The organism is Granulicoccus phenolivorans DSM 17626 = NBRC 107789 = JCM 15570 (assembly GCF_000423085.1).
Taxonomy (GTDB): domain Bacteria; phylum Actinomycetota; class Actinomycetes; order Propionibacteriales; family Propionibacteriaceae; genus Granulicoccus; species Granulicoccus phenolivorans.
On record NZ_AUHH01000027.1, the window covers coordinates 1 to 24,417 of the forward strand.

The window sequence follows — 24,417 nt, forward strand, 5'->3', positions numbered from 1 at the left end:
CTTCGTGATGGCGGCACGGACCTCGTCGGGATCCACCGGACCGGTCACGGTGACCGTGGAGACGCCGCCGGAGGTCAGGTCGACCTCCACCGCCGAGGCCCCGGGCACGGTCGCTACCTGTCTTGTCACCGAGGCAACACAGTGCCCGCAGGTCATCCCGTCCACCCGGTACGTCGTGGTGCCGGGCGCGGGCTCGGTGATGCTGCGAGTTTCGTGCCGGCCGGTGGCGGGATCGGGGGTGCAGCAGGCGCAGCCTCCGGTAGCCATCGGTAGCAGGGTGCGCGGGGTGTTCGCCATGGGTGGTCTCCTTGATGGAACGTCGGTGAGGTGGGAACCGGGGCGGCTTCTCCGTTCGACAATATACCCCTCAGGGGTATATTTCGTTGCGATGGCGCCGACTCGGAGTGGGTCCTGCCCCCGAGCAGGCGAAGGACGGACCACTCCGGTGCCTGCCGTGATTCCGCGGCGGAACCGCGGAGTCCCTGGGCGTGGGACTGTGCCATGCTTTGCTCACAATAAGGGCCCCTTCACCTCCCGGGAGCAGAACGATGAGCAGCGCCACGGCGGGCACTCCCGTCGAGACGGCCGAGACCCGGACCCAGGAAGCGGTGCCGGCCCCGATCCCGGCCCTGACCGGCCAGGAGGTCCGGGACATCCGGCTCGCCATGGGCCTGAGCACCCTGCGGCTGGCACAGCTCCTGGGCCGCTCCCGCAGCATCGTGCAGAAGTGGGAGGCGGGCACGGCGCCGGTGCCCGAGGGCGTCGCCGAGCACCTGCCGCACATGCTGGCCCGGCAGCAGGCCGACCGGGCAGCACGGCGGCAGCTGGTGGACCTGCTGCAGGCCGCGGGCTTCCGGCGGCCGCCCACGGCGCAGCGGCTGCCCGACGGGCGCCTGGAGATCACCGGCGGGCCGTTCTCGGGCGTGCTTGGGGCGTCCGCGCCGGCGGTGAGCGCGATCGTCACGTTCGTGCGCGACGCTCCGGTGGGGGAGCGGGTGGCCACCGACCTGTCCACCTCCTACCGACCGGCGTCCTGGCGGCAGCTGCGCCTGGACGAATGGATCGACTGCGAGAACCTGGGCATGCCGGGCTGGTGGCCGGTCCTGGTGCACGCCGGACCAGCCAGTGACGCGTGGCGAGCGGCCCGGTCGGCGGCGGTGGAGAGTGCTCAGGTGGAGCGCAGGCCTTCATGTGGCTCCCTGCTGGTCTGACCGCGACGGGTGCCGGAGTTGCACGGGTCGACAGTGATCGATTCGACGTACTCGCCGTCCCCGACATCCAGCGACCAGGCAAGGGATCACGACATGTTCGGGCCGGCGCGTGATGATGGACGCGCCGCCGGGCGAGCCGGCCCGCTGCCCACCTGCCGACTCCGGGTGATCTGTCAGGTCAGCGCGAACAGGGCCTCCCAGGTCGGGCCGTCCACGATCCCGGTCTGGGCCAGGCCCTCCCGTTCCTGGAACGCCGCCACGGCTTCCTTGGTGATCGGCCCGAGTTCGCCGTCCCCGTTGAGGTCGGTGCCGAAAACCAGGTTGAGCCGCATCTGAATGCGCTGCACATGAATGCCGGTGGCGCCCTCGGCCAAGGAGATCCCCGGGAACGGTCGGGTCCCGGCCACCAGATCCCAGGAGGCCGAGGCCGGATCGCCGGCCCGGGTGCAGAACCAGAGGCGGCAGCTGCCGCCGGCGGTGGTGGCGAGCAGGTCGCCACCGGCCCCGGCGACCCGACCCTCGGGGGTGTCCAGATCCCGCGGCAGCAGGCGCAGCTGGGCGTTCGCGCCCGACTCGAACACCCCGCCCGGGCCGGACCTGCTGTTTCCGTGCACCCCGAAGCCGGAGTCACTGCTGCCGAAGACGCCCGTGTTGCGGTCGCTGGCCCCGTGGCTGCCGATGCCGCCGGTACTGTGACCGAAAACGGCGGTGTTGGTCGCGCTGTCCCCGTGGACACCGAACCCGGTACTACTGGTGCCGTGCAGACCCGTCCCCGACCCGCTGGTGCCGTAGACGCCGGTCCCCTCCCCGGTGCCGGGGTTGGGCAGGGGGTCGAAGGTCGCCAGCGGGTTGCCGAGGCTGTTGACGTTGACCCCGGCCACGGCCGCTCCGCCGCGCATCACCGCACCCAGCACCCCGGTGTGTCCCTGGTTGTCCTGGCCGTACACCCCGGCGACCCGGGCGATACCGCCGCTGACGGTCTTGCCGAAGACGCCGATCGTGGTGCCGCTGCCGTAGGTGCCGACACCTTCGACGTCGGTGTCGGGTCCGGCCTGGCTGCCGCAACGGCCAACGAGTCCGGCACGATCCCCGGCGACGTTCGCCCCGTAGACCATGCCGGTGGCTCTCGTGGAGAAGCCGGCGAAAGGTACGCCGGACCCGGACAGGGGAGGCCCGACTGCGGTGAATTGATCTTCATGAGGCATGACGCGATCCGTTCTGGTTGTGGCGCCGGAGATCCGGGCCTGCCGGGGAGAGACCGCACCCACGGTCGGTGCGACCGCTCGATCCCAGAGTAGAGCCGCGCGCTGGGCCCCGGCACGTCCGTAGATGGGGGACCCCAGCGCCCGGATCGATCGGGCCGGGACATCGGGCGCGGATTCGTGGGCGGGGGTGCGATCACGGGGACGTGACCGATGCCCGGTGCCGGGTTCGACCGCGCTGAACCGAATCCTTCGGAACCATCGCCGCCGGGCGTCCCGGTGCTGGCGGGTCGACGCGGCGGACCTCCGTGTGAGCAGGCAGGTCAGTCCCGCTGCTGGCGTCTGGTCGTCCACAGCTCACGGCACCGATCGTCCCGCCCGGTCCCGCTCCCGGCGTGCCTGAGCTTGAGTGGCGTCGCGGGCCCGGTCGCGGACCAGCAGCGCCCGCTGGTCGGTAAGCGGTGCATCCTCCAGCGGCGTGTGCCCGCGCAGGAAATTCTCGCTGCGGTCGGCGACCAGGTAGGCGGCCAGCTGTTCGACCACCGCGCCGGTCTCGCGGACGTCGCGGAGGTCGCGGCACAGTCGCTGCAGCTCGCTGCGGCGTTCGCGTTCCCGGTCCTCGAGCGCGTCGAGGCGCGCCACGGCCCGGCCGAGCAGCGGGTCCCGGGACCGGAACAGCTGGATGCAGCGGGTGGTCGCCGGATCCGCCGCGAGCGGGACATCCAGCTGCGCGGACAGGAAGGCGGTCACCAGGGTGCCCTGGCTGAGCCGCTCGCTGAACGCCCGCGCGTCCCGGTCCGGGACCGCGAGCTCGCGCACCGCCGCGGCACGAACCTGTTCGCGCAGAGCCGCCACGAGCACGTCGGGCAGGGACTTGATGTGCGGCTGCCGGGTCGCGCCGGCCAGGTGCAGCGCGGTGTGGGGGAGCGGGATGGTCCCGTCCGAGGGTGTGCCACCGCCCGGTTTGGAACGGCGGTGCGGTAGCGGCGAGCTGGCGGCGGGGTGATCGGCGTGCGGCGAGGACACGGGCTCCGTGGCAGGCTCCCCGGACGCACCTGGTTCGGTGTCGGGAATGGCTGCAGTCTCGTCGTCGGGAGCTGGAGAGCTCGTCGCGGGGGAATCCACCCCACTGCCTTGCTGCCGTGTCGGCGGATCGTTCCGGCCGCGTCGGTAGGCGTCCAGGAAGCCGGTGTCGACGTCCATCCGGGCGTCGGTGGTCAGCAGGTCCGCGCTCCGGCCGTTATCCATGGGTCCCCGGCTCCTCGTCCGCGGGATCCGTCAAATACGCACCGTCCCCGCGGGTGAGGCCGAGCAGGGCGCCCAGGCCCTGGGTGACCACGTGCTCCAGGTTCGCCACGTTGGTGGACAGCGCGGTGATCTGGTCGACCAGTTCGTTGAGCCGGGCGATCTCCAGGGTGGGCAGGTCGTAGTCCTGGTTCTCCCGGCGCACCTGTTCGGCGACGGCTTCGGCCAGGTATTCGTTCAACGACGGGTAGCCGCGTTTCTCGGCCCAGTAGGTGGCCTGCATCTTGTCGGCAGCGGAGATCCGCAGCCACGTTCGCTCCCGCCGGTCGGGGGTAGGCGGGGCACCGTGGGCCGGAGCCGGCCGTAGGCCCGGCGCATGCGGAGTTGCGGGTGGGGTTTGCCCGACGAGGGTCACGATCACTCCTGACTGTATCAATACAGCTATGAATACAATATATCAATAAAAGGATCGATGCATAGGTAGAAGCGCGGGGTGTGACCATAGGGGTGCGGACTGTGCCTCATCGTGAGTGAGCCGCTCGCTCGGCGATTACAATGAGGCTGCGCTGTGGAGATCGGTCGTGGAGTCCGCTGGGACCGTCGCCGGATCTCTCGATGTCCGTCCTTCCGTTCCTCTCGAGGATGGGGCCGCCTCTGGGCGTCACGTGTGGCTTGTAGGGGGGGCCCGTCGGGCTGCCGTTTAATGAGGCGCTTGGTCGGTGCTGCAAGGGCTCGCCAATTTGATTCTGGTACGCGCGTGCCGGCCCTACAGGGCGAGTCAGGAGGGCTGGCTTGACTTCATGCGTCCCGACTGGGCATCGACTCTTCAGTTGGTAGCTGGGGTCAGCGAAGATGGGCAAAGCCCCCAGGTCGCCATGCGGGTCGTTGTGGAAGATGCGTTCACCGGGGATGCGCTTCAGCAGGCCGACGCTTCAGGTGGGAAGCCCGCGACCCTGGCCATTCCGGTCTCATCGAACCGCGTGCGAATCCGCCTCATTCTTACTACTGATGCTCCGAAGGGAAGCGGTGCTCCCACCATCGGCCTCAGCGGGGAATGGAAGAAGTGATGTCGGGGCTTCCCCAAGGCCGCCGGTGAGGTTGGGGTGTTAAGTCAGATCCACCTAGGAAAACTCCGGCCTCAAAAGAGCGAATTGAAATGTATCAAGTTGAATAGATCGGAAATTGTGCCGAATGAAGGGGAAATGATTCGTCAGTTCATATCCGCTATATCGCGGGGGGAATGCTAGCTGAAAGTCCGACTCTGCCGTGCCGCACGTGACGCTCGTATGTTCGGGAGTTGCCCCTGCGCACGGGTGCCTGCGGGAGCAGTCGTCCTCGGCGGATCGGTGGTATTGGGGCAACGTCGTCACAGTCACCCGTCGCGAACGTCCGTCTCACGCACCAGCCGGGGGTGCTCCGCTCCCTGCCGCTGGTCCGCCCGCCCCGGCCCGGCGGCCGGTCAGCGGGACGAGCATGAGTACAACTCCGTCCGTAGAGCCGCTCTCGATGTAGTAGACGGGCGCTTCTCATGCACCGAAGGGTCGATCACAGGTCCGGGTCGCGAGGCGATCATCTGCTGCGGCGGGCGGAGACGGCTGTCAGGGAAGGGCGTTCCGCACGGAGCGTGGTGTCCTCGCCGTGGCCGGGATGGATGACGGTGTCCTCGGGGTACCGGTCGAGAAGCTCGGCTCGGAGGACGTTCACCAGACTGAGCAAGGCAGCGGGGGTATCGGTTCTGCCCATGGCGCCGTGGAGGATGCAGTCCCCGGCGAAGATCCTGATCGGGCCGTTCGGCGGCCGGTACGCCAGCATGATCGAACCGGGGGTGTGCCCGCTCGCCCCGATCACGTCGAGGTGGCCGCCGCCGGGCAGGTCCACCCGGCTTCCGGTCCAGACCGGCTCCTGGATCGTTCCGGTCGCGTCCTCGATCACAGCGCGGTCGGGTCTGCCGCAGACCAGCCGTGCCCGCGTGGCCGCGGCCACCTCGGCGAGCGCCTGGAACTGATCGGTGTGGCTGTGTGTGGTGACGATGGTCTGCAGCGGGTAACGGCCCAGGAAACGCAGGATTGTGGGCGCATCGGCGGCGGCGTCGATGAGCAGCGCTCCGGCGGGACCGGCGAGCAGATACACGTTGGTCTGCGCCTTGTTCACCGCGAACTTGGTGAGGCTGAGGGTCCCGGTCAGCGACTGCGTCCAAGCTCTGCGATGCGCAGGTGTGTGGGGCACCGTTGCCTCCTGCGTGTGCGGGCTCGTTGGGGGAACCGATCGAGCTTCTACGACTTCACGGTATCAAGAGCACGCAGACACCTCTCCCGGGGGTCGGTGAGAAGAGTCGCCGCTTGCGACGGGACCTGAGGTGTGGTCACCGGCCGGCGCTGGGCACCATGTCGTCGGCGCAGGTGTTCTTGGGATCCACTACGGCAGTCTGGCCCGTGCCGGCGCGGGGATGGTGCAGGCGTCCGGTCCACATGTCGGACTTCCTGGGTGGTTGGAGCAGACTCAGCTGAGCCAGCGTGTGGGCCGGTCCACCCGGCGGACGTCCGCGTTCTTGGTGTACGTCACCAGTTGGTACAGGTGGCCAGGTAGATGAACAGACCCTGCTCGCCGTCGTTCTGGAGCACGTTGATCAGGTGGTACTGGGTGCCGAGGGCTAGCAGAACGTCGACCTGCTCGTCGAGTCCGAGATCGCTCATCGTCTTCTGCTCCGCCCGGACGACGTTGCTGTTTCCGGCGGCAGCCACCTCCGGACTGAAGCCCGGGTTGCCGCCGGCCAGCGCCATGCCGCTGCGATATCAACCACCGCGGCGCCGGCGGCACCGTCGATGGACAGGAGTTCCTGAATGGAGTGGTCAAGCTGAGACATAGCAACGTTCCTTTCTGAACGCTTTGTTCCGGGGCCGGGGGTCGGCTGTACCGGGTCCGTGTCACCACGGGGAACGGGGGCGCTGCAACGGGCGGTGGGGTGTGCGGCTCCACGCGCGGTTCACCCGGAGTGCGCGGCTCCGGGCACGGTCCGACCGGCTTAACCGGGGTATGCGGAGTGACCGGGTCGACCGGGGTGACCGGTCGAGGGAGGCGCGGCGGGGCAGGCCCGGGCCCGGACCGGCCGCAGACGCCTCGGCGAGCGGGGCATGATCCTCGATCCCGCGCCGGGTCACCGGTCGTCGCATGGCCGGATCTTCAACGGGAAACAGGGGCACATCCACACTTTCCGGACGCAACCAATCAACAGGCTCGGCCTGCTTTTCTTGTCCTTTCCGGGACCACCAGGCCACGTCCACCTTCTATTCCTACATTGATCAGCACTTGACAATGGGTGAGTCCCATAGCGTGGTGTGACTTCCTGCGGGACTCTCGTCACTGTTGATCAGGGCCATCGTGGGATCCCCCTGGTTGTTTCCGCCAAGAAGCAAAGAAGCGAGTCCCACGATGACCATGAATCAGTCTGCCCTAGCGACCCTGATCGGCGAAGTCCTCACCGATCCCGACCTGGCCCATTCCGACGTCTTCCGGCGCATGCTCCAAGCCGGACTCCAGGACCTGATCGATGCCGAAGCAACCGCCAAGATCGGCGCCGAACGCTACGAACGGACCCCACACCGAACCACCCGCCGCAACGGCACCCGAGCCAAGACCCTCGCCACCCCGGCCGGGGAAGTCGACCTCGCCATCCCCAAACTCCGCGAAGGCTCGTTCTTCCCCGCCCTGCTCAGCCCCCGCCGCCGCGTCGACAAAGCCCTCTACGCCGTCATCTGCCAGGCCTGGATCGACGGAGTCTCCACCCGTAAAGTCGACCACCTGGTCCGCGCCCTGGGCAACGACACCGGCATCTCCCGCTCCACGGTCTCCCGAATCTGCGCCGAGATCGACGACACCGTCCAGGAATTCCTGCACCGCCGCATCGATCACACCTGGTTCCCCTACCTGTTCCTCGACGCCACCTACCTCGACGTCCGGATCCGGGGCCGGGTGTCCTCCCAGGCCCTGGTCATCGCCACCGCCGTCAGCGCCAACGGCCGCCGCGAGATCCTCGGCATGGCCCTCGGCGACGCCGAAACCACCGACTTCTGGACCGAGTTCCTCCGCAGCCTGCGCGAACGCGGCCTGAAGGTCGCCACCGAAACCGACCCCCTCGGAGTCACCCTGGTCACCTCCGACGCCCACGCCGGCCTGAAAGCCGCAGTCAAAGCGATCCTGCCCGGAGCCGGCTGGCAACGCTGCCGGGTCCACTTCGCCCGCAACATCACCCAACGCCTGGGCTCGGCTCGATCCAAACCGGTCAACGCGCTGATCACCACGATCTTCGCCCAGACCACCCCCGAAGCAGTCACCGCGCAATACCACGCCGTCATCGACAGCGTCGCCCGCATGTTCCCCGAGATCGCCGACATGCTCACTACCGCTGAGCCCGACCTGACCGGGTTCGCCGTGCTCCCCCGCGAGCACTGGCAAAAAGTCTGGTCGAACAACCCGATCGAGCGCCTCAACCGCGAAATCAAACGCCGCGCCGACGTCGTCCAGATCTTCCCCGACCGAGACAGTGTCACCCGCCTGATCGGCGCCGTTCTCCAAGAACAACACGAGGAATGGCAATACGGCGAACGCCGCTACCTCTCCGACATCTCCATGCGCAAACTCATCCAGACCCTCCACGAAAACCCCGAAACCACACGATCCGAGCTATACCTCACCGCCTGACCACCCACCAGGACCACCCCACCAAAGACACCACCCCACCGGACTTGACCCTTGACAATTGGTTCTTGAACGGTCACGCGCCAGGGGAAATCTCCGAAGAACGAAAAAATTGATGCCCTACTTATGGGGCATTCGCGCAGTTTCGGCACGGCGGTCCGGCGGCGCTGCCCTGGGTGGAGCAGGAGCTCTCGTGGGCCGGACAGGCTCCGGTGGGACGGGACAGGCCCCGGTGGGACGGCATGGCCGGACCGCAGCCTCGGTCGGCGAACGATCCACCCGGCTGCGCGGCAAGGCCGGCTTCCGGCGAGGCCGGCGCACCCGGTTGCGCACGCGTGAGAACACCCGGAATGGATGTCGCACGAAATCGCTACTATCACGTCCCGACCCACGGATCTAGCCTGAATATTGATGGCGAACCTGTCGCCACGTCACCCCTCCAAGGACATGCCATGGCAAACTGCGAGAACTTCACCATCCACCTGTTCAACGACACCGGTGTCGAGATCCGGGCCACCAAGTTCGAGTACCGCGACGGCACCCGATCCAAGACGGAGAACATGTTCGGAATCAACGGCGGCGACCGGATCGACAGCGGCGGCGACGAGCGGTACGTTCGCAACCTGCAGGGCATCGGGAGCGAGAACACCGAGTTCACGGTCACCTACCAGCAGCGCCAGGGCACCCACAACTGGAGCTCGAACCAGGTGCACACCACCGGCACGTTCCGCGCGGAGGACAACGGCCACGAGGACATCCACATCACCGGTTAGCCCCGGCCCGGGCCGGTGTTGAGACTGCCCGGCGATCGGCGGCACCGGTCTCGTCGACCCCCGGACCACCGTCGACGCGCCGCCGACCCCGGAACGGAGTCGAATCGGACGACCAGGGTGTCGGGGCAGTCCGCCTCGGCAGGTGGTGCCGTCCCGGCTCAGCCGGGGCCGGAGGTCTCCTGCAGCACGACAGTGACCTCGGTTGCCACCTCGTCCAGCAGGAGTTGGAATCCGGGCCCTTCGCGAGGAAAGGGGCCGCAGCCGGGCAGGATCACCGATCGGGTCGGGCCCGCCAGGGAATCCAGGTAGTCCAGGCTGAGGGCGAGGTCGGTCCGGTGGTCCTGCCCCGGGTGGAGCAGGACAACCGGCGGACCGGCATAGGCCTCGGGTGGGACGCCGGGCCGGCGTCGAGGAAGGAGCGGTACCAGCCCAGCGGCATCGATCCATCTCCACCGTGCGGATCGGTGAGGACCTCGCGGCTCACGCGAGGGTCGTTGGCGATCGCGGCCATCGGGGTGAGCAGACGCACCGGGATCGGCAGGTCGGCCAGCGGCCCTGTCGCCAGGGGCAACAGCGCACGCCCGAGCCGGACCATCCAGGGTGCCCGGATGATCGCGGCCGGCACCCCGGGCCGGGTCGGATCAAGCAGGCAGGTTGCGATCACCCGGCTCGCCCTGCCCGACACCGCAGCCTTGTCTACCGCCAAGGCCCCGTGCTGGCATCCACCACGATCAGCGGACGGTCGTCGTGATGGCGGACACCAGATCGACCAGCAGGCGTTCAAGGCGGGGTAGCGCACACCGCGGTCGCCATGGGCCAGCCGCCGGGTGCGTCCATAGCCGGGCAGATCGACCGTGGTCACCGGGGCCCCCAGGGTGCTCAGGTGCGCCGCGCAGGGCCACATCGCTGCGGCGTTCCCGCCGGCCCCGTGGATCAGGTACTCGGTCCGGTACGCGATCTCGGCCCGCCCTCGGCCCAGAATGACGGCCACGATCTCCTCGGGGTATTCCCCGCGATCCGTCCTGTCCTCCAGGGGCTTGCGCTCCGGCGCGATCTCCAGATGCTCCGGCCAGGGTGACGCCCGGGGGCTGCGCCTCGTCCGGGTAGCCGGGTAGGGCGACGCTCATCGGGAAGCCGGACGACGCGTCCCGGAGGCGTACAGGAGCTGGAAGCAGCGGTCCTCGATAACCGCGACCTGGGCATCGACGCGGACCTCCTCCGAGATCACTTCTTCGGCCAGGGCCGGATCGGCCTCGAGCAGGGCCCGGGTCGCGTTGCGGACGGCGGTCGCACCGAGCTGCGAGGTGTGCACCAGGCCGGACACGATCCGGTCCACCCCGCTCCGGTACCCCTCCCGCATGCCTGCTTCCCTCCCGGCGAGATGGCGGCAGCCGTTGCCGTTCCCCCTCGCATTCTCGGGACCCTACATGGATGTATCGACCGACGATGCTTCCGGGGTCCGGCCCACGGGCGACGAGGACTAGCGCGTCCTCGGCGTACGAATGCCAACTCTGTGCAGGCGGTCTTGCGCGCGTGCGAGACGCGCGAGAGGTCCTCGTGGGCGGGGTGCGGGGTCGCGTCGGCCGGTGGGCGGTGCGGTCGGGCGGTGGTCGCGACTGCCAGCGGAGCTGGCCCGGCCGTGGTGCCGAGAACCGACCACCGACCCACGCACCCCAGAGAGAGCGACGACTGCTATGACCACCCTGATGTTCACCGACCCGCACGTCCTGCACGCCGGCAGGGACATCGACCGGACCTTCTTGCCCGAGCAGGACTGGTGCCCCGCCTGCGGACGCTCCGACAGCGACCAGCCGGGGATGCCGCAGGACATCCTGGCGCACTTCAGTGACGGCGAGATCCTGCTCGTCTGCGGACACCGGCTCCGCGAACGCGACTACGCCCTCGACGCCCTCGTCCCGGACAACGAGGACGCCGAGGATGCCGAGGGCGAGGGACCCGACGGGGTCGATCCGTGGGCCAGGCCGGCCGCCTGAGCAGGGAGGCGGCCTGGGTTCCCGGAGTGCAGCCGGGCCCTGGGCCGGGGAGGGATCACCGAAGGATGATCCGGACGAGGAGCCGAGGGGCTCCCTCGAACAAACACCCTGGACCGCTGCGTGAGCACCACCGGGCACCGCAGCCCGGCGGACCGAAGCCGCAGCGGACCGGGGTCATACCGCAGTCCCTACAGCACCGCACGACGCATACCCCAGGGCACGTCAGCGGCACAGCATGCCGTACGCCCGCGACCGGGGCGACCGGTGGGGATCCGATCGGAGATCGATCCGGGAGGGTCCCCGACGCAGCCGATCAGCACCCGTCACTCAGCACGATCACTCATCCGGCACGCGGACGCCCGTCCCGCGCCACCTCACCATGGCAAGGAGCACACCATGAGCAATCCCCGCAACACCGGCACCGTCATCGGCCGGCTCACCGCCGATCCCCGGGTCTTCGAGAACCGGGACGGATCCAAGAAGGTCTCCTTCACCGTCGCCGCCGACCAGAACTACACCAACGCCGCGGGCGAGCGGGGCACCGACTTCGTGCCCGTCGAGGCCTTCGTCCGCGCCGAGGTCCGGGGCACCGGCCCCTACGGGAGCATCCACCGGGGCGACCTGGTCGCGGTGAACTTCTCCGTCCGCCAGGAGCGCTTCCAACGGAACGGTGCCGAGGTGTTCGAGACCAAGGTGCGTGCCCACGACATCACCTTCCTCGAGTCGCGGTCGGTCACCCAGGCGCGGGTGCACGAGCGCGTCCGGACCGCCGAGGCGCACAACCGGGAGCTGCAGGAGCGCCTGCCGCAGCCGGTGCCCGCCGGCGTCGACAGCGAGCCCATTCTCACCGGGACCATCGTCACCGGGACCATCTTCGGCCAGCCCGGGGAGGGTGAGTACCCGCCGTTCTGAGGTGCGTCCCCGGCATCGAATCAGTGCCTCCCCGGTCGAGCCATCCCGGCTCGACCGGGGACGTCTTTCCGAGCCCCCTCCCATCGACGCACCCATGCACCGGCGGGCCCCGGCAGCAGACGGCCCGACGACCGGCGGACAAAAGGACACGAAGCGTCACGTCGACCCGCATCAGCAACGGCCAGCTGCTGGTCATGCCCCCGCAGCGGCGCGCCGAGGCCATCGCCGGGCTGGGCCCCGATGTCCGGCGGATGCTCGCGCACATCGCCACCCTCGGATCAGCGCGCCTGACCGCCCGCAGCCTTGTGCACACCGAGTCCGACAGCCCTGAGCGAGCCCCGGCGCCGCGCGCACAAGCCCGCGAGCTGGCCGAGCTCGCCGCCGAACTCACCAGTGACCGGGCCACCCACGGCGGGCTGCAGAACAGCGACCCGCTCCCGCGGTGAGGAGCAAGGGGTGCACATCCGTGCCAGGGCTCTCCTCTCCCGCGGGGGGCAAACGGTACGTCGTTCGGCGCGGGATCCGATCCTCCGGGCCGTGAATCGTCCCACTACCCAGCATTCCCCGGCGCAGATCACTGCGTCGGGGAATGCTTTTCTTCCTGGCCCCACCGGAGTGGGGAACACGTGGATCCCACTAACAAAACTGGGTCATCCCACGGGTGGGGAACACCACTCCAGCATGGCAGGCGCGATGGTTGTCCGGGGTCTGGGCGCTGCGGTGGTGCCGAACAACGGGGGGCCCTCTGCGCAGGGCCGTCAGCCCGCGCCTGAGCCAGGACGTGTGGACGGCCGGACCCCCGGGCATCCCCGGCGTCCGGCCGCAGCCCTCACAATACCCGGCACGGGTGGCAGATCACGGGGTCCGATGCTGCGAAGACTCGCCAGGGACAGCCAGCACGCGACGGGCCTGGCGGCGTGCGCTTCGCGTGGTCGCGGATGCCGCGCAGCAAGCAGTCCCGAACCTTGGCGGACTCACACCGCCACCTGGGCCCGGGATCGCCGCGGCGCCGGCGGGGACGCCGCGGCCCGGCCGGCCACGTTCCGGGCCGCGAGGTAGAGGCCCTCCCGGTTCAGGTGCCGCGAGTAGGCGGGGTCCAGGTAGAGCACCGGGACCTCGCCGGCCACCGTGCGCAGGGCCGGGTACAGCTGCTCCTTGATCGGACCGGAGCCGCCGCCGTAGACGTAGACCGCCTCGCTGGCCTCGCCGGTGGCGGCCAGCACCTCGGCGAAGCGGGAGGCGACCGCCTCGACCAGGTACTTGATGTCCGGCTCGACCAGGGCCACCGCCCGCCGGTGGCGGCTGCGCTGCAGGGCCGAGGGCGTGACCTGCAGAAAGTCGGCCAGCTGCTTGCGGCTGGTGAAGCGCAGGCCGGCCTGCTCGAGGCGCTCCATCGCGTTCAGCAGGACGGTGCCATAGCCCATGCCCAGGGTGGTCGACGCCTCCGGATTGAACCGGCCGCCGCCGAACACGGCGAAGTTGGCGGTCCCTTCGCCGATGTCGATGCCGATCGTGTTGCGGACCCCGACCAGATCGGCGGGCGTGATCCCCTCAAGCAGGCCCGGCTCGCGGGAGCGCAGGTCGGCCAGCAGGGCGGCGGCCAGCGGCTCCCCGTGGTCGGTGATCGCGAACTGGGCCGAGGCGCCCTCGGCGATCACCTGGACATCCACGAACCGCAGCCGCACCGACACCGGGGTGCTGAAATTCTTGATCGTCACCAGGTGCACCGCCGGATCCCCGGTGACGCCGAGAAAGTCGGCGGCGTAGGCGTGCCGGCGCGTCACGTACTCCGAGATCGGCAGGGCCAGGCCGGCCCGCACGTTCACCCGCAGCTCGTGATCGGGCAGGACACCATGAGTGCGGACGTGGTCGCGCAGCGCCTTGGCGGCGAAGACGCCGAGCACGAGCACCTTGCTCAGGTACTGCTCGGCCTTCGAGTCGTGGCCCTGGTGCACGTCGAACTCGGTGAGCTTCGACCCGCGCGAGGTGAGCGCGGCGCGGCCGAACATCCGCCGGTCGCTGTCGCCGATCAACGGGGTGCTCAACGCGGCATCGAGCCGGTTGTAGAAGTCCGGGTCGGTGGCCCGCATGACGTCGGCGGCGCTCGCGTCATCGAGCGGGACCCGCGGCGACGCGCTCGGCGTGGCCATCACCGCGCTCGGCAGGTCGATCCTGTCGAGCACGGCGGTGTCGTCGTTGTGGATGACGCCCTTGACGTAGCCGTTGCCGACGTCGATGCCGCCGGTGAGTCGGAGGGTGCTGCTCATGTGCCTGGCCTTCCTGCTGGGGTGAGGCGGTGTCCTGGGGTCCTGCTCAGCGCAGCTGGTCGAACAGGTCGTTGATGTCCACCTGGCCGGCGGACGGGGCCGCGTCCGGCACCACCGCGGGCCCAGGATCCGTCGGGACGGCAGGATCCGTCAGGTCGGCAGGATCCGTCGGGTCGACAGGATCCATCGGGTCGACAGGATCCATCGGACCGGTGGTGCCCGCCGGCGGTCGCCCGCGGCGGGGGAGTTGATCGACCGGACGGTTCGCGACGTCGACGTATCCCTCGCGCTGAATCAGGTCCCGGATCACCAGCTTCAGGGACAAGGAGATGTTGTCCTGGGCGTCCAACCAGCGGTTGGTGGATGCGTCGGCCCGCGACACACTCCAACGCAGCCGGCGAGGCTCAACCGAGGGGCTCATGGCGCCTCCCGCCCTGCTGCCTACGGTGCCAAGACCTGGATGCAGTCCTCAACGCACAGGCTCCTTTCGATCCAGCAATTCCGATAGTTCTATCGTATGGAGCATTGTGGGGCATTTCAAGCCATTCGATAGACCGGATTGAATCCACCTCGGGCGCATGGCGGAACAGCGGTGATACCTGGGGTGTGGAGTACATGTCCCGGGCGCCGAGTCCGCCGCTGGACGGGCTGATCGACGACCTCTACTACCTGGCGGGCGCTCCGCCGTACGCCGTGCTGCGGCTGCCTCCGGCGCCGGGTTCGGCCACGATTTCCGGGCGTTCACCGGCCTCACCCCAACCCGGTACGCCGCGATCCGGCAGCGATTCGGGTACGAGCACCCCGGCCACGCCCTGGACAACTGGTCGCTGCCGGCCGGGTGATTTCGTACAGGACCCGCCGCCCCGTACGAGGCGACGATGGGGGTATCCGCACGCAGAGGAGCCTCCCATGGGCACTGTTGTCATGTACGCCTCGGTCTCGGTGGACGGCTTCATCGCCGACGCGCCCGACCAACCCGGGCCGCTGTTCGACTGGTGACCGGCCGAGATGGTTCCGGGGGACCGGGTTCTTCATCTGCGCTGTCGCGTCCGGCCCGTGCAGGTGGCCTCGGGGCGGGCTGCCTCGGACCCGGAACACGCCCTCGGCCGGACAGGGCCGGCGGTGCGGGCGCGTTCCCGGTCGGTGCTGAGGCCGATGCGGGCCGTCGGCAGCCCGCAGATGGCCAGATGCCGGCCGGCATCAGTCCCCAGCTGCGGGCTCAGGCCTGATGCCGGTGCCGCGCTGCCCGCAAGCGTGGCGTGCCGAGGCGCGGTGGGCCGGGAGCGGCCCAGGAACCGACCGCGATCAGGCCTGCACGACCGACCCCGGACCCGACGATCCTGTCCGGTGGCGGGCGCGTTCCAAGGTGCCGGACGGGGTCGCACGGGGGGATCCCGGCCCACGACCACCCGAGTGATGAACCACCGAAACCCGGCCGCGGCTCCGGCCGCCACCGAGGATCCCGGGAGAACGGCGCCGACCATGGAACGTCCGCGGACGACGCGGCCAGCCAGCAGGGTGCTCAGGGCCCGGCGAGGTGCCTCCCGAGGACGCCGCTGGCGCGCTTCCCCGGGTGAGGCGGAGCGGGTGACCACCGGCGGCCAGCGCGTCAGGTTCCCGGCGCGAGGAGCGGGGTGAGTCCGCCGGGCAGGCCGCCGCCGTTCTGCCGGAGCCGGCCGGAGCGATCCGGAGCAGCGGCGGCGTTCCAGCCGACACGGCAGGCATCAGGGTCGAAACGCGGGGGAGCGGACCGTTGCCCGACGCATCGTCCAGTCACAGCCCGACGCGACTGCGTCGCGGGACCCGGCCCAGGGGCCGGCCGCCGCGGGCGCGGCGCGGGCTGTGCCGCCGGGGGCACCAGCGCGGTGAGGTGACGGCACGATCCGGCGGCAGGCCGCCGGCGACCCCCGTGAGGTCCCGAACCCCGGGGGTACCCCTCGCCGGTTCGTCCCTCACCGGCACCCGACCCCCCCGGGGTACGGCTGTGCCACGGGGCACGAAAAAGGGGTACCCCCGAAAGTGTGCCTGACCAGGCGCAACGCCCGGCACCCGTACCCCCGCTGCGCGAATGAGTGAGGGGGTACGGGCACCAGGGGTACGGCCCGCTGCGCCTGATGTTCCAGTCCTCCGCTGACGCTCCGGACGTGGAACGTGTGAGTAATGGTGGTGAGGCGGAAAGAGCATAAAGAGAAGCTGGCAACACAGACCGGTGGGATTCGCGCTGCGCGCGCCCTGTGTTGGTCGGCAGAGCCGACGGCTTCTGGCTCGCTGCGCTCGCCGGTTCCTCGGTCGCTGGCGCTCCCTCGGCCTGCTCAGCGCTCCCTGGCGGTCGCTCGGTGAGGTGGGGTGAGGCCACCCTCCGCAACAGTGGTGAGGTGGGGCTGCCAGCAGAGCTGGCCCGGGAGGGTGCGGAATGCCGCGACCCCTGAGGCCCGCACGAGGCGGGCCTTCAGCACCTGGGCGGCACCCTCCGAACCTCGGGCCCTGGCAGAATCGGCGTACCGCCGACTGAGGGGACAGAGAATCTTGGCCTGGCCCGATCCGACCTACGTCTACCACTTCACCCGGGTGGAGCACCTTGCGAGCATCATCGAACGAGGACTCGTCTGCGACATGCGTGCTCAGACCGATGGGGTGCTGAACATCGAAGTCGGCAATCGGGACATCAAGGCGGCTCGACGGCATCGGATCGTCTCGGTGGCTCCCGGCGGCGTGGTAGCTGATTACGTGCCCTTCTACTTTGCTCCCCAAAGCCCGATGCTGTACTCGATCAGCCGAGGGAACGTGCCGACCTACACGGACGGTACGGACCGACTCGTCTTCCTCGTGTCGACCGTGGAGCGTCTTCGTGCGTCAGGGCTGACCCTCGTCGTATCGGACCGGAACGCACGGAACAACGTGACCAAGTTCCTGCCCCTCGATGAGGCGCGCAAGGACGAGGACTTCGTTGATTTTGAGTTGATGCGCGCTCAGTACTGGGGTGGCTACGACGACGGTAGAGAGCGTCGCATGGCGGAGTGCCTGGTCCATGGCGGCGTCCCCTGGGATGCGTTCGAAATTGTCGGTACCAGGAGCAAGACTGTCGCCGACGAAGTAGCGGCGTTGATCGGGTCCGGATCTCTTCCACGTGTGGAAATAGCGCCCCGCTGGTACTTCTGAGGCATGCTGGAGGTGACATGATTACGCACGCCACTGGGAACCTGTTGAGGGCTGACGCCGAAGCGCTCGTGAACACCGTCAACACGGTCGGAGTCATGGGTAAGGGCATCGCGCTCCAGTTCAAGAAGGCGTTCCCGGAGATGTTCGAGGCCTACCGCCGCGCGGCGAAGGCCGGAGAGATCCGACTCGGGCACGTTCACGTGTGGCCCACCGGCCAGATGACCGGCCCGCGGTACATCATCAACTTTCCGACCAAGGGTCATTGGAAGGCCCGGTCGAAGCTGGACGACATCGTGACCGGTCTCGACGACCTGGTTGAGGTCGTCCGGCGCCTGGAGATTGGGTCCATTGCCGTGCCGCCGCTCGGCTGCGGGAACGGCGGGCTGGAATGGCGCGATGTCGAGCCGCGGATTCTCGAGGCATTCGCCCGGGTCCCGGACGTCGACGTGCAACTCTTTGCCCCGGCGGGGGCTCCGGCAGCCGCAGAGATGGCCACGTCCACGCAACGTCCGACGATGACGCGGGGGCGAGCCGCGCTTGTCGACCTGGTCGATCGGTACACGCGGCAATCATTCATGGCTCCGGGGCTCATCGAGTCGCAGAAGCTCATGTACTTCCTGCAGATCGCGGGAGAACCGTTGCGGTTGAACTTCGTCGCAAACCGATACGGACCTTATGCGGACAATCTGCGTCACGTGCTGAATGTCGTGGAGGGACACTTTCTCAGCGGCTATGGCGACGGCAGCGCGACGGTCGCGGAGGCTGAACCGCTGACCGTACTGCCGGGTGCGGTGGAGCAGGCCACAGTTGCGCTCCAGGATGCGGTTGAAACGCGCGAGCGCATTGATCGCGTGCTGGAGCTGGCCGCGGGTTTCGAATCTGCGTACGGGCTGGAGTTGCTTGCGACGGTCCACTGGCTCGCCACCCGGGACCCGTCCGTCGGGGATGACGTTCTTACCCAGCAGGTCTGGGAGTGGTCCCCCCGCAAGGCGCGGATGTTCACCGCGGAGCACGTTCAGACCGCGCTGGTAGCTCTGCGGTCGTTGAATTGGCTGCCGGCACCGTCCGTCGCGTGAGCCAGGTGCGACAGGCGCCTCGGCTCGACCGCGGCCCGCGCGGCGAGCAGTTCCGCCCTCAAGGTCGGGGGCATGGGAGGATCGCGGGATGGGAAAGCAGGATCGCGCCCAGGCCCTGGCCAGCCTGGAGGTTGTGAAGGACCAGATGGAGCCGGAGCTGTACGCGCTGCTGCGTGCCCGGACGCTGGCCGGACCGGCCAGGCCGACGGGTGCGCGGCGGCAGCGGGTCGCGTGGGTGGTCGGCGTGCTCGGCGTGGTGCTCGTGGTCGTTGTGGTGGTGGTCGGCCTGCTCGGCAGGTAGCGCCGCGCCGCTCCGGCGCCCGCGGATCCGGTCCGTCTCTCGTCGCCCCGGATCGAGCAGCACCCGTTTCCGTGAATCATTCCGAGAAAGGCCTGCCCGATGACGCCGCAGCCGCACGATCGCCCGCTCACGCCCTACGACACCGGGGAGCGCGCCGAGCCGCAGGTGTGGTCCACGCCGACCCGGCTGGGCTGGGAGCACACCGCGGCGGAGGGCCGGCGCCGGGAGGCGGACCGGTTCGGGAAGGTCGACTTCGACGCCGCCGCGGGCGACACCTGCTGCACCGTCTGGGTCGAGACCGGCCCGGACGGTCCGGTGGTGCACCTCCAACCGCTGGCGACCGCATCGCTCGGCGTGGTGGTGCACGGTCCCGACGGGCGTCCGGAGCGCCTGCGGGCCCGGCTGCCGATCGACTGAGCCCCGCGGGACCGGCCGGCCGAATGGGCCGCCGCCGGCGGGGGACCGGTGCAACGGCCGGCCCCGTGCTCCCGGTCCGGGCGGATCGGTCCGGCACTCGAGAGGGCGCCGCGGCGGGGCGACCCGGCGGGGCCCGGAGGCTGTCCGGGTCAGTCGCGCGGGTGGGCCTCGCGGTAGGCGGCGGTGACCTCCTTGGGGATCCGGCCGTAGGGCCGCAGCTTCGGCCAGCGCTTGGTCCCGAGGGCCCAGGTCCGGATCTCCTCGCGCTCCTCGGGGGTGGTCTCGGGCCATTTGACCCGGGGTCGCGGCAGGGGGGCCTCGGTCGGCCGGCCCTTGTCGATGTACTTGCCGAGCAACGTCTCGAGGTGGCGCCGCTCCGTCTCGGTCAGGTCGATCTCGTACCAGTGGTCGTCCACGCCGAAGGCGACGGTCGCCGCGTCCGGCGCGCCGCTGAGATCCGATTCCCTGACTTCACGCACTGACATAGCACAAACCATAGAGCATTGCGAGTGGTTCGGGCAACATGTCGATCCGGGATCCGAAAGATCCATCCGATCCGTGAGCTGATAGGGCGGTTAGGCCGACCGGATCGGGACACAAAAATGCTAGAATTGCAGGAGCCGGGCGGGTCCCGGTCCCGGCCGTGACTGCCGCGCGGACCCAGCCTGCCCCCGGTCGGCAGCACCCCGTCGGAAGGACCCCGATGCCCACGCTCGCCCCGGTCGCGGATCCCGCGATCAGCCCGGACCTCGCGCGCGACCGGGCCGGGACCGACCTGTTCGCCCTGCTGTGCGCCCGCCGGGGCTGGACTGCGGAGTACCTGACCGGGATCGAGTGCGCCGACCATGCCGAGCTGCTGGGCATCCCGGAGATCGTCGCCGCCCTGCATGCGGCGTACTTGGCCGGCGATCCGGTGACGATCGCCCCGGACTTCGACATGGACGGCATCAGTGCGGGCGTGCTCGGCTACGCCGGCCTCAGCGAGCTCGGCTTCGCCGTGCAGCTGCACGTGCCCGACTATGAGCGCGGGCACGACCTGACCCCCGCCGACGTCGCCGAGATCGCGGCCCGCTGGCCGCAGACCCGGGTCCTGCTGACCTGCGATTCCGCGGTCAACTCCCGCGCCGGGGTGGCCGCGGCCCGGGAGCACGGCTGGCGCACCCTGGTCACCGACCACCACCAGGAGCTGGCCCCCGGCTCCGGCGCCGACATCACCGTCGACCCGATGCGGCTGGACGAGACCTACGCGCTGACCGGCATCTGCGGCGCGCACGTGCTGTACCAGGTGCTGGCCGCCTACGCCCGGGCCCACCGGCCGGACAAGCTGTGGGAGATCGGCCTGCTCCGGCTGTTCGCCGGCCTGGGCACCGTGTCGGACGCGATGCCGCTGGTGCGGGAGAACCGGCAGCTGGTCCGCGATTCGCTGTCGCTGGCCCGGCTGCTGTACAGCCCCGCCCCGCGGACCGTGCCGAACCGGTGGGGCGGCCTGGACCCCGACCCGGACCGGATCGACGTCGACCGGGCCGCCCTGCTGCAGCTGCTGGCCCGGGGGGAGCACCATCCGGTCTTCGTCCGCGCCTTCCGCGGCTTCGCCCTGGTGCTGAAGGCGTTCGCCCAGGACGGGCGGCTGCGCGATCCCGACGGCCTGGACGAGGGCTTCTACGGCTTCTACGTCGCGCCGGCGCTGAACAGCCCGCGGCGCACCGGCGCCCCGCTGGCCCCGTGTTTCGGGGTGTTCACCGCCGCCGACCCGGACGAGGGCCTGCGGCTCATGCACGCGGTGATCGCCAACAACGAGCTCCGCAAGGACCTCACCGAGCACCACCTGGCCGAGCTGACCGCGCCGACCGACACCGGCGGCGCGGACCCCCAGCCGCTGGCGCCCTGGGTCTACTTCTCCGCGGCCCGGCCCGGCATGTACGGCCTGCTGGCCAACCAGCTGATGCACCGGCACGGGCACCCGGTCGTGGTGCTGAACCGGCCCACCCGGCCCGACGAGCCCCTCGCCGGCTCCGGCCGGTCCCCGGAGGGGCTCGGCCTGATCGAGACCCTCGAACCCCACCCGGGGCTGCAGGGCATCGGGCACCAGCAGGCGTGCGGCATCCGGGTCGACCGGGCCGACCGGCTCGACACGCTGGTCACCGTGCTGCGCACGCAGACCGCGCGCGCCCTGCCCGACCCGGATCCGGGGGCCCGGCGCGGGGACCTGGTCCTCGGTGCCGGCGGCGACTGCGACGCGCCGCTGACCGACGCCGCGGGCCTGTTCGAGCTGGCCCGGCGCACCGCCCGGCTGGCCCCGTTCGGGAAAGGGTTCCCGGAGCCGGTCCACGAGATCGTGCTGGACCCCGTCGGCCTCCGGGTGGAGCGGATCGGCTCCGACGCCGGCTGCACCCACGCGCAGACCCCCGAGCACGGGCACACGGACGCCCGCGGCCGGTGGATCTGCCACCGGTGCAAGCGGCATCTGCGGCTGCGCACCCGCGACGGCCTGGCCCTGCTGTGGTGGAACGCCGCCGACGCGCACCACGACCCGCTGTGCCGCGCGGCCGACCCGGCCTCCGGCCCTCCCGAGAGCGCCGCGACCGCCGGCCGGCCGGGGGCGGCCACGCCCGCCCGGCTGCGAGTGCTGGCCCGGCTGCAGCTCAGCGCGTTCCGGGGCGAGGAGCGGGTCCAACTGGTCATCCAGGAGCGGCTCGCCTGACCCGCACCGGGGCACACCACCGCGACCCATGATCGAGGGGGACCCATGCCCGCATCCGAGCCTCCGGCCCGCGCGCCCGGCGGGCCCCTGCTGTCCCTGGCCTGGGGCCTCCTGCTGCCGCTGGCGGTCCTGACGGGTTACCTCGGCCTGGGCCTCGCCGCGCTGGCGGTGACCGGGGAACCGGTGCGCGCCACCCTCCTGCTGAACGGCCTGGTCCTCGGGGCGCTGGGCGGACTCCGGCTCGCCCGGCCCCGCTGGTGCGCGCCCCGTCCGCCTCCCGTCCCGGCACCTCCCGTCCCGGCGCCTCCGGCCCCGCGCGCAGCCCCGGTGGCGGCCCTGTCCGGCCTGGCCGTGCTGGCGGGGGTGGCCCTGGCCCAGGGGGTCGCCACCCTGGCCGGCGCGGCGGCCTTCGACGCGTCGGTCCGGGCCCGGCAGCAGGCCGGACCGGGGCTCACCCTGCTGCTCACCCTCGGGCTGGCCCCGGTCGCCGAGGAACTGCTGTTCCGGGGCCTGCTGCAGCCGCTGCTGCGCCGCCGGCTGGGCGTCCCCGCCGCCGTGCTGACCGGCGCGGCGACATTCGCCCTGCTGCACGGCAACCCGATCCAGGCCGCCTTCGCGCTGCCGCTGGGGATCCTGCTCGGGCTGCTGTACGAGCGCACCGGCCGGCTGATCCTCGTGACCGGCGTCCACGCGGCCGCCAACGCCGCCTCGCTGCTGCTCGCCGGGCTGCTCGCACCGCTGGCGCACCCGGTGAGCGCCCTGCTGCTGACCGCCGCCTTCGGTGCGGCCGCCTGGCGCTTCCACCGCACCGGCACGTCCCCGGCCGCACCCGGGCAGGAGGGCGGGGCCGGGGGAGCGCCCCGGCTGAGGCCCACGCAGCGACGCGCCTCCGGGGCCCGGACCGCCCCGGCTCCCGCCGGGCCGGTCCGGCGGAAAACCCGTGGGTGACCGGGGTGATCCGGTCACCGGGGGACGGACCGACAGGGCCCCTGGGTCCTGCACCGATCTGCTGCCCGCGCCGCGACCCGAAAGGAGGCCCGCATGCCGATCGTCGACACCTGCGTCTACGACGCCACCACCGGGCTGCTCCGGATGCCGGACTCGCTGGCCTTCGCCCGCGCCCGGGCCAAGGCCGACCTGGACACCGGGGAGCGCGCCACCTTCGACCGCGGCTACGTGCACGTCGTCGAGTTCCGCGCCCTGGGCCACGACCGCCGGGATGCGACCGGGCGGCTGAATGCCGAACTGGATCACTTCCTCTCCTGGGCCCGGGACGTCCCGGGCTTCCACCAGATGCAACTCACCCGCGCGGGCGGCCGCGTGCTGGGCACCCAGTTCTCGGCCACCTGCCGCGTGGTGTACGCCGTCGAGGAGCCCGCCCGGGCCTTCCGGCGCGAGCGCCGCACCCGCCCCAACCCCGCCGAAGCCCCCTACGAGGGCTGAGCCGCGAGAGCGCCGCACGCCACCGGAAGGTGCGCGTCGCCCACCCCCGTCTCGCCGGAACGCAGAATGGCCGGAGAACTCCCTTCCCACGAGGAGGACTCTCCGGCCCTTCTGTTTCTTCCGTTCCCAGCAGCCGAGGGCGCTGCAGTGATGGCCCTTTCCTATCACCACTCCAAACGATATACGATTCGATAGACACAATCAAGGGATTCGAAAGGAGCGGGATGCGCGGCAGCGGACCGGGCGCCGCCCCGGCGAGACGTCCCGCCACCGGACCCACCCACCCCAGGGGACTCACGGGTCTCCCCGGTCGCAGCGGGCTCACCCGTACCCCGGGCCGCCGGGTCGCCGGAGGGTGGGGAGGCGGAGAAGGGCCCCGGCCGGCGGTGTACCGGCGGGGTGTACCACGCTCGTGGTACGCCGGAAACAGGCCCCTGGTTGGGGAAAACGCCCCGTTTCCGGGCCGCTCGTCCGGACGTGTACCGGAGCTTCCGACGCTCGCGGTACGGGTGTTTTCCCTGGTCGGCCCGCAGATCATGGGGGATGTACCGCGAGCACCAGGAAATTCCGGATTCTCTCTATGCGTAGGTGTGTGCGCATGTGTATAGCTCTCTCAATCCTGGTACTGGTGGTACAGGGGGTATCCAATCCCACGCTGACCAGGCATGACGCCGGTACCACCGGCCGGCTCCAGCCGGTACACGACAGCGCGTGGCGGCCGCGCAAACCCGCGCTGACCAGGCGGGATGGCTGTACCACGAGACGTGGTACACCCCACCGGTACCCCCGAGGGGTAGCACGCTCGCCGCGCTCCGCCGGGCCCACCCCGGGAGGGCCGCCGGTCGGCCGCCTCCCCACCCGACCTCGACCAGGGACCGGCCGGGCGGCTGGCGCCGCCCGCGGAGGCGGCCGGGCAGTGCGGTGACGCGAGACCGGTGCCGGAGCCTCCCTCCGGGGGCTCCCGACGGCGGCTGTGCCGGGCCGGTCCGCCCGTCTCTCACCTATCTGATTGCGAATCGAA

25 protein-coding genes and 1 pseudogene are annotated in these 24,417 nt (G+C 70.4%); 15 read left to right on the top strand and 11 right to left on the bottom strand.

The features are described 5' to 3' along the window. Positions 1-297, bottom strand: a 297-nt coding sequence (locus tag G531_RS0111635) for a heavy-metal-associated domain-containing protein (protein ID WP_035758680.1), incomplete at its 3' end; no start/stop codon positions are given. A 251-nt stretch (positions 298-548) separates the two neighbouring features. Here G531_RS0111635 and G531_RS0111640 point away from each other — a divergent pair. After that, positions 549-1,211, top strand: coding sequence for a helix-turn-helix domain-containing protein (locus tag G531_RS0111640; RefSeq protein ID WP_026927392.1), 663 nt, complete (start codon positions 549-551; stop codon positions 1,209-1,211). A 173-nt stretch (positions 1,212-1,384) separates the two neighbouring features. On the opposite strand, the gene G531_RS0111645 is transcribed toward G531_RS0111640, so the two are convergent. The 3 genes from G531_RS0111645 to G531_RS22120 all read right to left on the bottom strand — a co-directional run bounded on the left by G531_RS0111645 (position 1,385) and on the right by G531_RS22120 (position 4,073). Further along, on the bottom strand, positions 1,385-2,416 hold the full coding sequence (locus G531_RS0111645) for a peptidoglycan-binding domain-containing protein (RefSeq protein ID WP_145978800.1): 1,032 nt from the start codon (positions 2,414-2,416) through the stop codon (positions 1,385-1,387). A 354-nt stretch (positions 2,417-2,770) separates the two neighbouring features. Further along, a complete protein-coding gene (locus tag G531_RS0111650) occupies positions 2,771-3,661 on the bottom strand; it encodes a hypothetical protein (protein ID WP_026927394.1) in 891 nt (296 codons plus the stop codon). After that, positions 3,654-4,073 (bottom strand): hypothetical protein, encoded by a 420-nt coding sequence (locus G531_RS22120; RefSeq protein ID WP_245630554.1) that lies wholly within the window; start codon positions 4,071-4,073, stop codon positions 3,654-3,656. The genes G531_RS0111650 and G531_RS22120 overlap by 8 nt, the downstream gene beginning before the upstream one ends. 304 nt (positions 4,074-4,377) lie before the next feature. Between G531_RS22120 and G531_RS0111660 the strand changes: the two genes are divergently transcribed. Further along, a complete protein-coding gene (locus tag G531_RS0111660) occupies positions 4,378-4,725 on the top strand; it encodes a hypothetical protein (protein WP_026927395.1) in 348 nt (115 codons plus the stop codon). A 502-nt stretch (positions 4,726-5,227) separates the two neighbouring features. Here the strand turns inward: G531_RS0111660 and G531_RS22125 are convergent. Further along, positions 5,228-5,884: an MBL fold metallo-hydrolase gene (locus G531_RS22125; RefSeq protein ID WP_051215404.1), complete on the bottom strand. Its 657-nt coding sequence runs from the start codon at positions 5,882-5,884 to the stop codon at positions 5,228-5,230. 332 nt (positions 5,885-6,216) lie between these two features. After that, positions 6,217-6,438, bottom strand: a complete 222-nt coding sequence (locus tag G531_RS22130) for a hypothetical protein (protein ID WP_051215405.1) — start codon at positions 6,436-6,438, stop codon at positions 6,217-6,219. A gap of 649 nt (positions 6,439-7,087) precedes the next feature. Between G531_RS22130 and G531_RS22135 the strand changes: the two genes are divergently transcribed. Then, complete coding sequence (locus G531_RS22135) at positions 7,088-8,356, top strand: IS256 family transposase (protein ID WP_035758682.1); 1,269 nt, start codon at positions 7,088-7,090, stop codon at positions 8,354-8,356. A gap of 449 nt (positions 8,357-8,805) precedes the next feature. After that, positions 8,806-9,126 (top strand): hypothetical protein, encoded by a 321-nt coding sequence (locus G531_RS0111685; protein ID WP_026927396.1) that lies wholly within the window; start codon positions 8,806-8,808, stop codon positions 9,124-9,126. 271 nt (positions 9,127-9,397) lie between these two features. Here the strand turns inward: G531_RS0111685 and G531_RS0111695 are convergent, their stop codons facing one another. Beyond that, the gene (locus G531_RS0111695; RefSeq protein WP_026927397.1) at positions 9,398-10,117 is read right to left on the bottom strand and encodes an alpha/beta hydrolase family protein; all 720 of its coding nucleotides are present in this window, start codon (positions 10,115-10,117) and stop codon (positions 9,398-9,400) included. Between the two features lie 132 nt (positions 10,118-10,249). Then, positions 10,250-10,486, bottom strand: a complete 237-nt coding sequence (locus G531_RS0111700) for a PhoU domain-containing protein (RefSeq protein ID WP_026927398.1) — start codon at positions 10,484-10,486, stop codon at positions 10,250-10,252. A gap of 334 nt (positions 10,487-10,820) precedes the next feature. On the opposite strand from G531_RS0111700, the gene G531_RS0111705 reads away from it, so the two are divergent. From G531_RS0111705 to G531_RS0111715, 3 genes are all read left to right on the top strand, one after another. After that, positions 10,821-11,120 carry a hypothetical protein gene (locus G531_RS0111705; RefSeq protein ID WP_026927399.1) on the top strand — a complete coding sequence of 100 codons (300 nt, stop codon included), beginning with the start codon at positions 10,821-10,823 and terminating at the stop codon, positions 11,118-11,120. A gap of 396 nt (positions 11,121-11,516) precedes the next feature. Next, the gene (locus tag G531_RS0111710) at positions 11,517-12,032 is read left to right on the top strand and encodes a single-stranded DNA-binding protein (RefSeq protein WP_026927400.1); all 516 of its coding nucleotides are present in this window, start codon (positions 11,517-11,519) and stop codon (positions 12,030-12,032) included. Positions 12,033-12,226: 194 nt separating this feature from the next. Next, positions 12,227-12,478, top strand: a complete 252-nt coding sequence (locus tag G531_RS0111715) for a hypothetical protein (protein WP_026927401.1) — start codon at positions 12,227-12,229, stop codon at positions 12,476-12,478. 528 nt (positions 12,479-13,006) lie between these two features. Here G531_RS0111715 and G531_RS25725 read toward each other — a convergent pair. Together G531_RS25725 and G531_RS22140 are read right to left on the bottom strand one after the other, a co-directional pair. Continuing rightward, on the bottom strand, positions 13,007-14,299 hold the full coding sequence (locus G531_RS25725) for a ParM/StbA family protein (RefSeq protein WP_026927402.1): 1,293 nt from the start codon (positions 14,297-14,299) through the stop codon (positions 13,007-13,009). A gap of 46 nt (positions 14,300-14,345) precedes the next feature. Continuing rightward, on the bottom strand, positions 14,346-14,720 hold the full coding sequence (locus G531_RS22140; RefSeq protein ID WP_145978799.1) for a hypothetical protein: 375 nt from the start codon (positions 14,718-14,720) through the stop codon (positions 14,346-14,348). Positions 14,721-15,208: 488 nt separating this feature from the next. Between G531_RS22140 and G531_RS26990 the strand changes: the two are divergent. The 5 genes and pseudogenes from G531_RS26990 to G531_RS0111750 form a co-directional block, all read left to right on the top strand. Further along, positions 15,209-15,295: pseudogene (locus G531_RS26990) on the top strand (dihydrofolate reductase); the annotation flags it as partial. Between the two features lie 1,530 nt (positions 15,296-16,825). Next, positions 16,826-17,458: a type II toxin-antitoxin system toxin DNA ADP-ribosyl transferase DarT gene (gene darT, locus G531_RS22145; protein ID WP_051215406.1), complete on the top strand. Its 633-nt coding sequence runs from the start codon at positions 16,826-16,828 to the stop codon at positions 17,456-17,458. 17 nt (positions 17,459-17,475) lie between these two features. Then, positions 17,476-18,534 carry a type II toxin-antitoxin system antitoxin DNA ADP-ribosyl glycohydrolase DarG gene (darG, locus tag G531_RS0111740; protein WP_026927403.1) on the top strand — a complete coding sequence of 353 codons (1,059 nt, stop codon included), beginning with the start codon at positions 17,476-17,478 and terminating at the stop codon, positions 18,532-18,534. An 88-nt stretch (positions 18,535-18,622) separates the two neighbouring features. Beyond that, entirely contained in the window at positions 18,623-18,835 is a 213-nt protein-coding gene (locus tag G531_RS0111745; RefSeq protein WP_026927404.1) for a hypothetical protein, read from the top strand. Positions 18,836-18,934: 99 nt separating this feature from the next. Next, on the top strand, positions 18,935-19,252 hold the full coding sequence (locus G531_RS0111750) for a hypothetical protein (RefSeq protein WP_026927405.1): 318 nt from the start codon (positions 18,935-18,937) through the stop codon (positions 19,250-19,252). Between the two features lie 149 nt (positions 19,253-19,401). Here G531_RS0111750 and G531_RS22150 read toward each other — a convergent pair whose 3' ends face one another. Then, positions 19,402-19,737: an Lsr2 dimerization domain-containing protein gene (locus G531_RS22150; RefSeq protein ID WP_051215407.1), complete on the bottom strand. Its 336-nt coding sequence runs from the start codon at positions 19,735-19,737 to the stop codon at positions 19,402-19,404. A gap of 218 nt (positions 19,738-19,955) precedes the next feature. Between G531_RS22150 and G531_RS0111760 the strand changes: the two genes are divergently transcribed. The 3 genes from G531_RS0111760 to G531_RS0111770 all read left to right on the top strand — a co-directional run bounded on the left by G531_RS0111760 (position 19,956) and on the right by G531_RS0111770 (position 23,396). Beyond that, positions 19,956-21,953, top strand: coding sequence for a DHH family phosphoesterase (locus G531_RS0111760; RefSeq protein ID WP_026927406.1), 1,998 nt, complete (start codon positions 19,956-19,958; stop codon positions 21,951-21,953). Between the two features lie 45 nt (positions 21,954-21,998). Further along, positions 21,999-22,901 (top strand): CPBP family glutamic-type intramembrane protease, encoded by a 903-nt coding sequence (locus G531_RS24650; protein ID WP_026927407.1) that lies wholly within the window; start codon positions 21,999-22,001, stop codon positions 22,899-22,901. A 93-nt stretch (positions 22,902-22,994) separates the two neighbouring features. Next, entirely contained in the window at positions 22,995-23,396 is a 402-nt protein-coding gene (locus G531_RS0111770; RefSeq protein WP_026927408.1) for a hypothetical protein, read from the top strand. Positions 23,397-24,417: the final 1,021 nt, after the last annotated feature.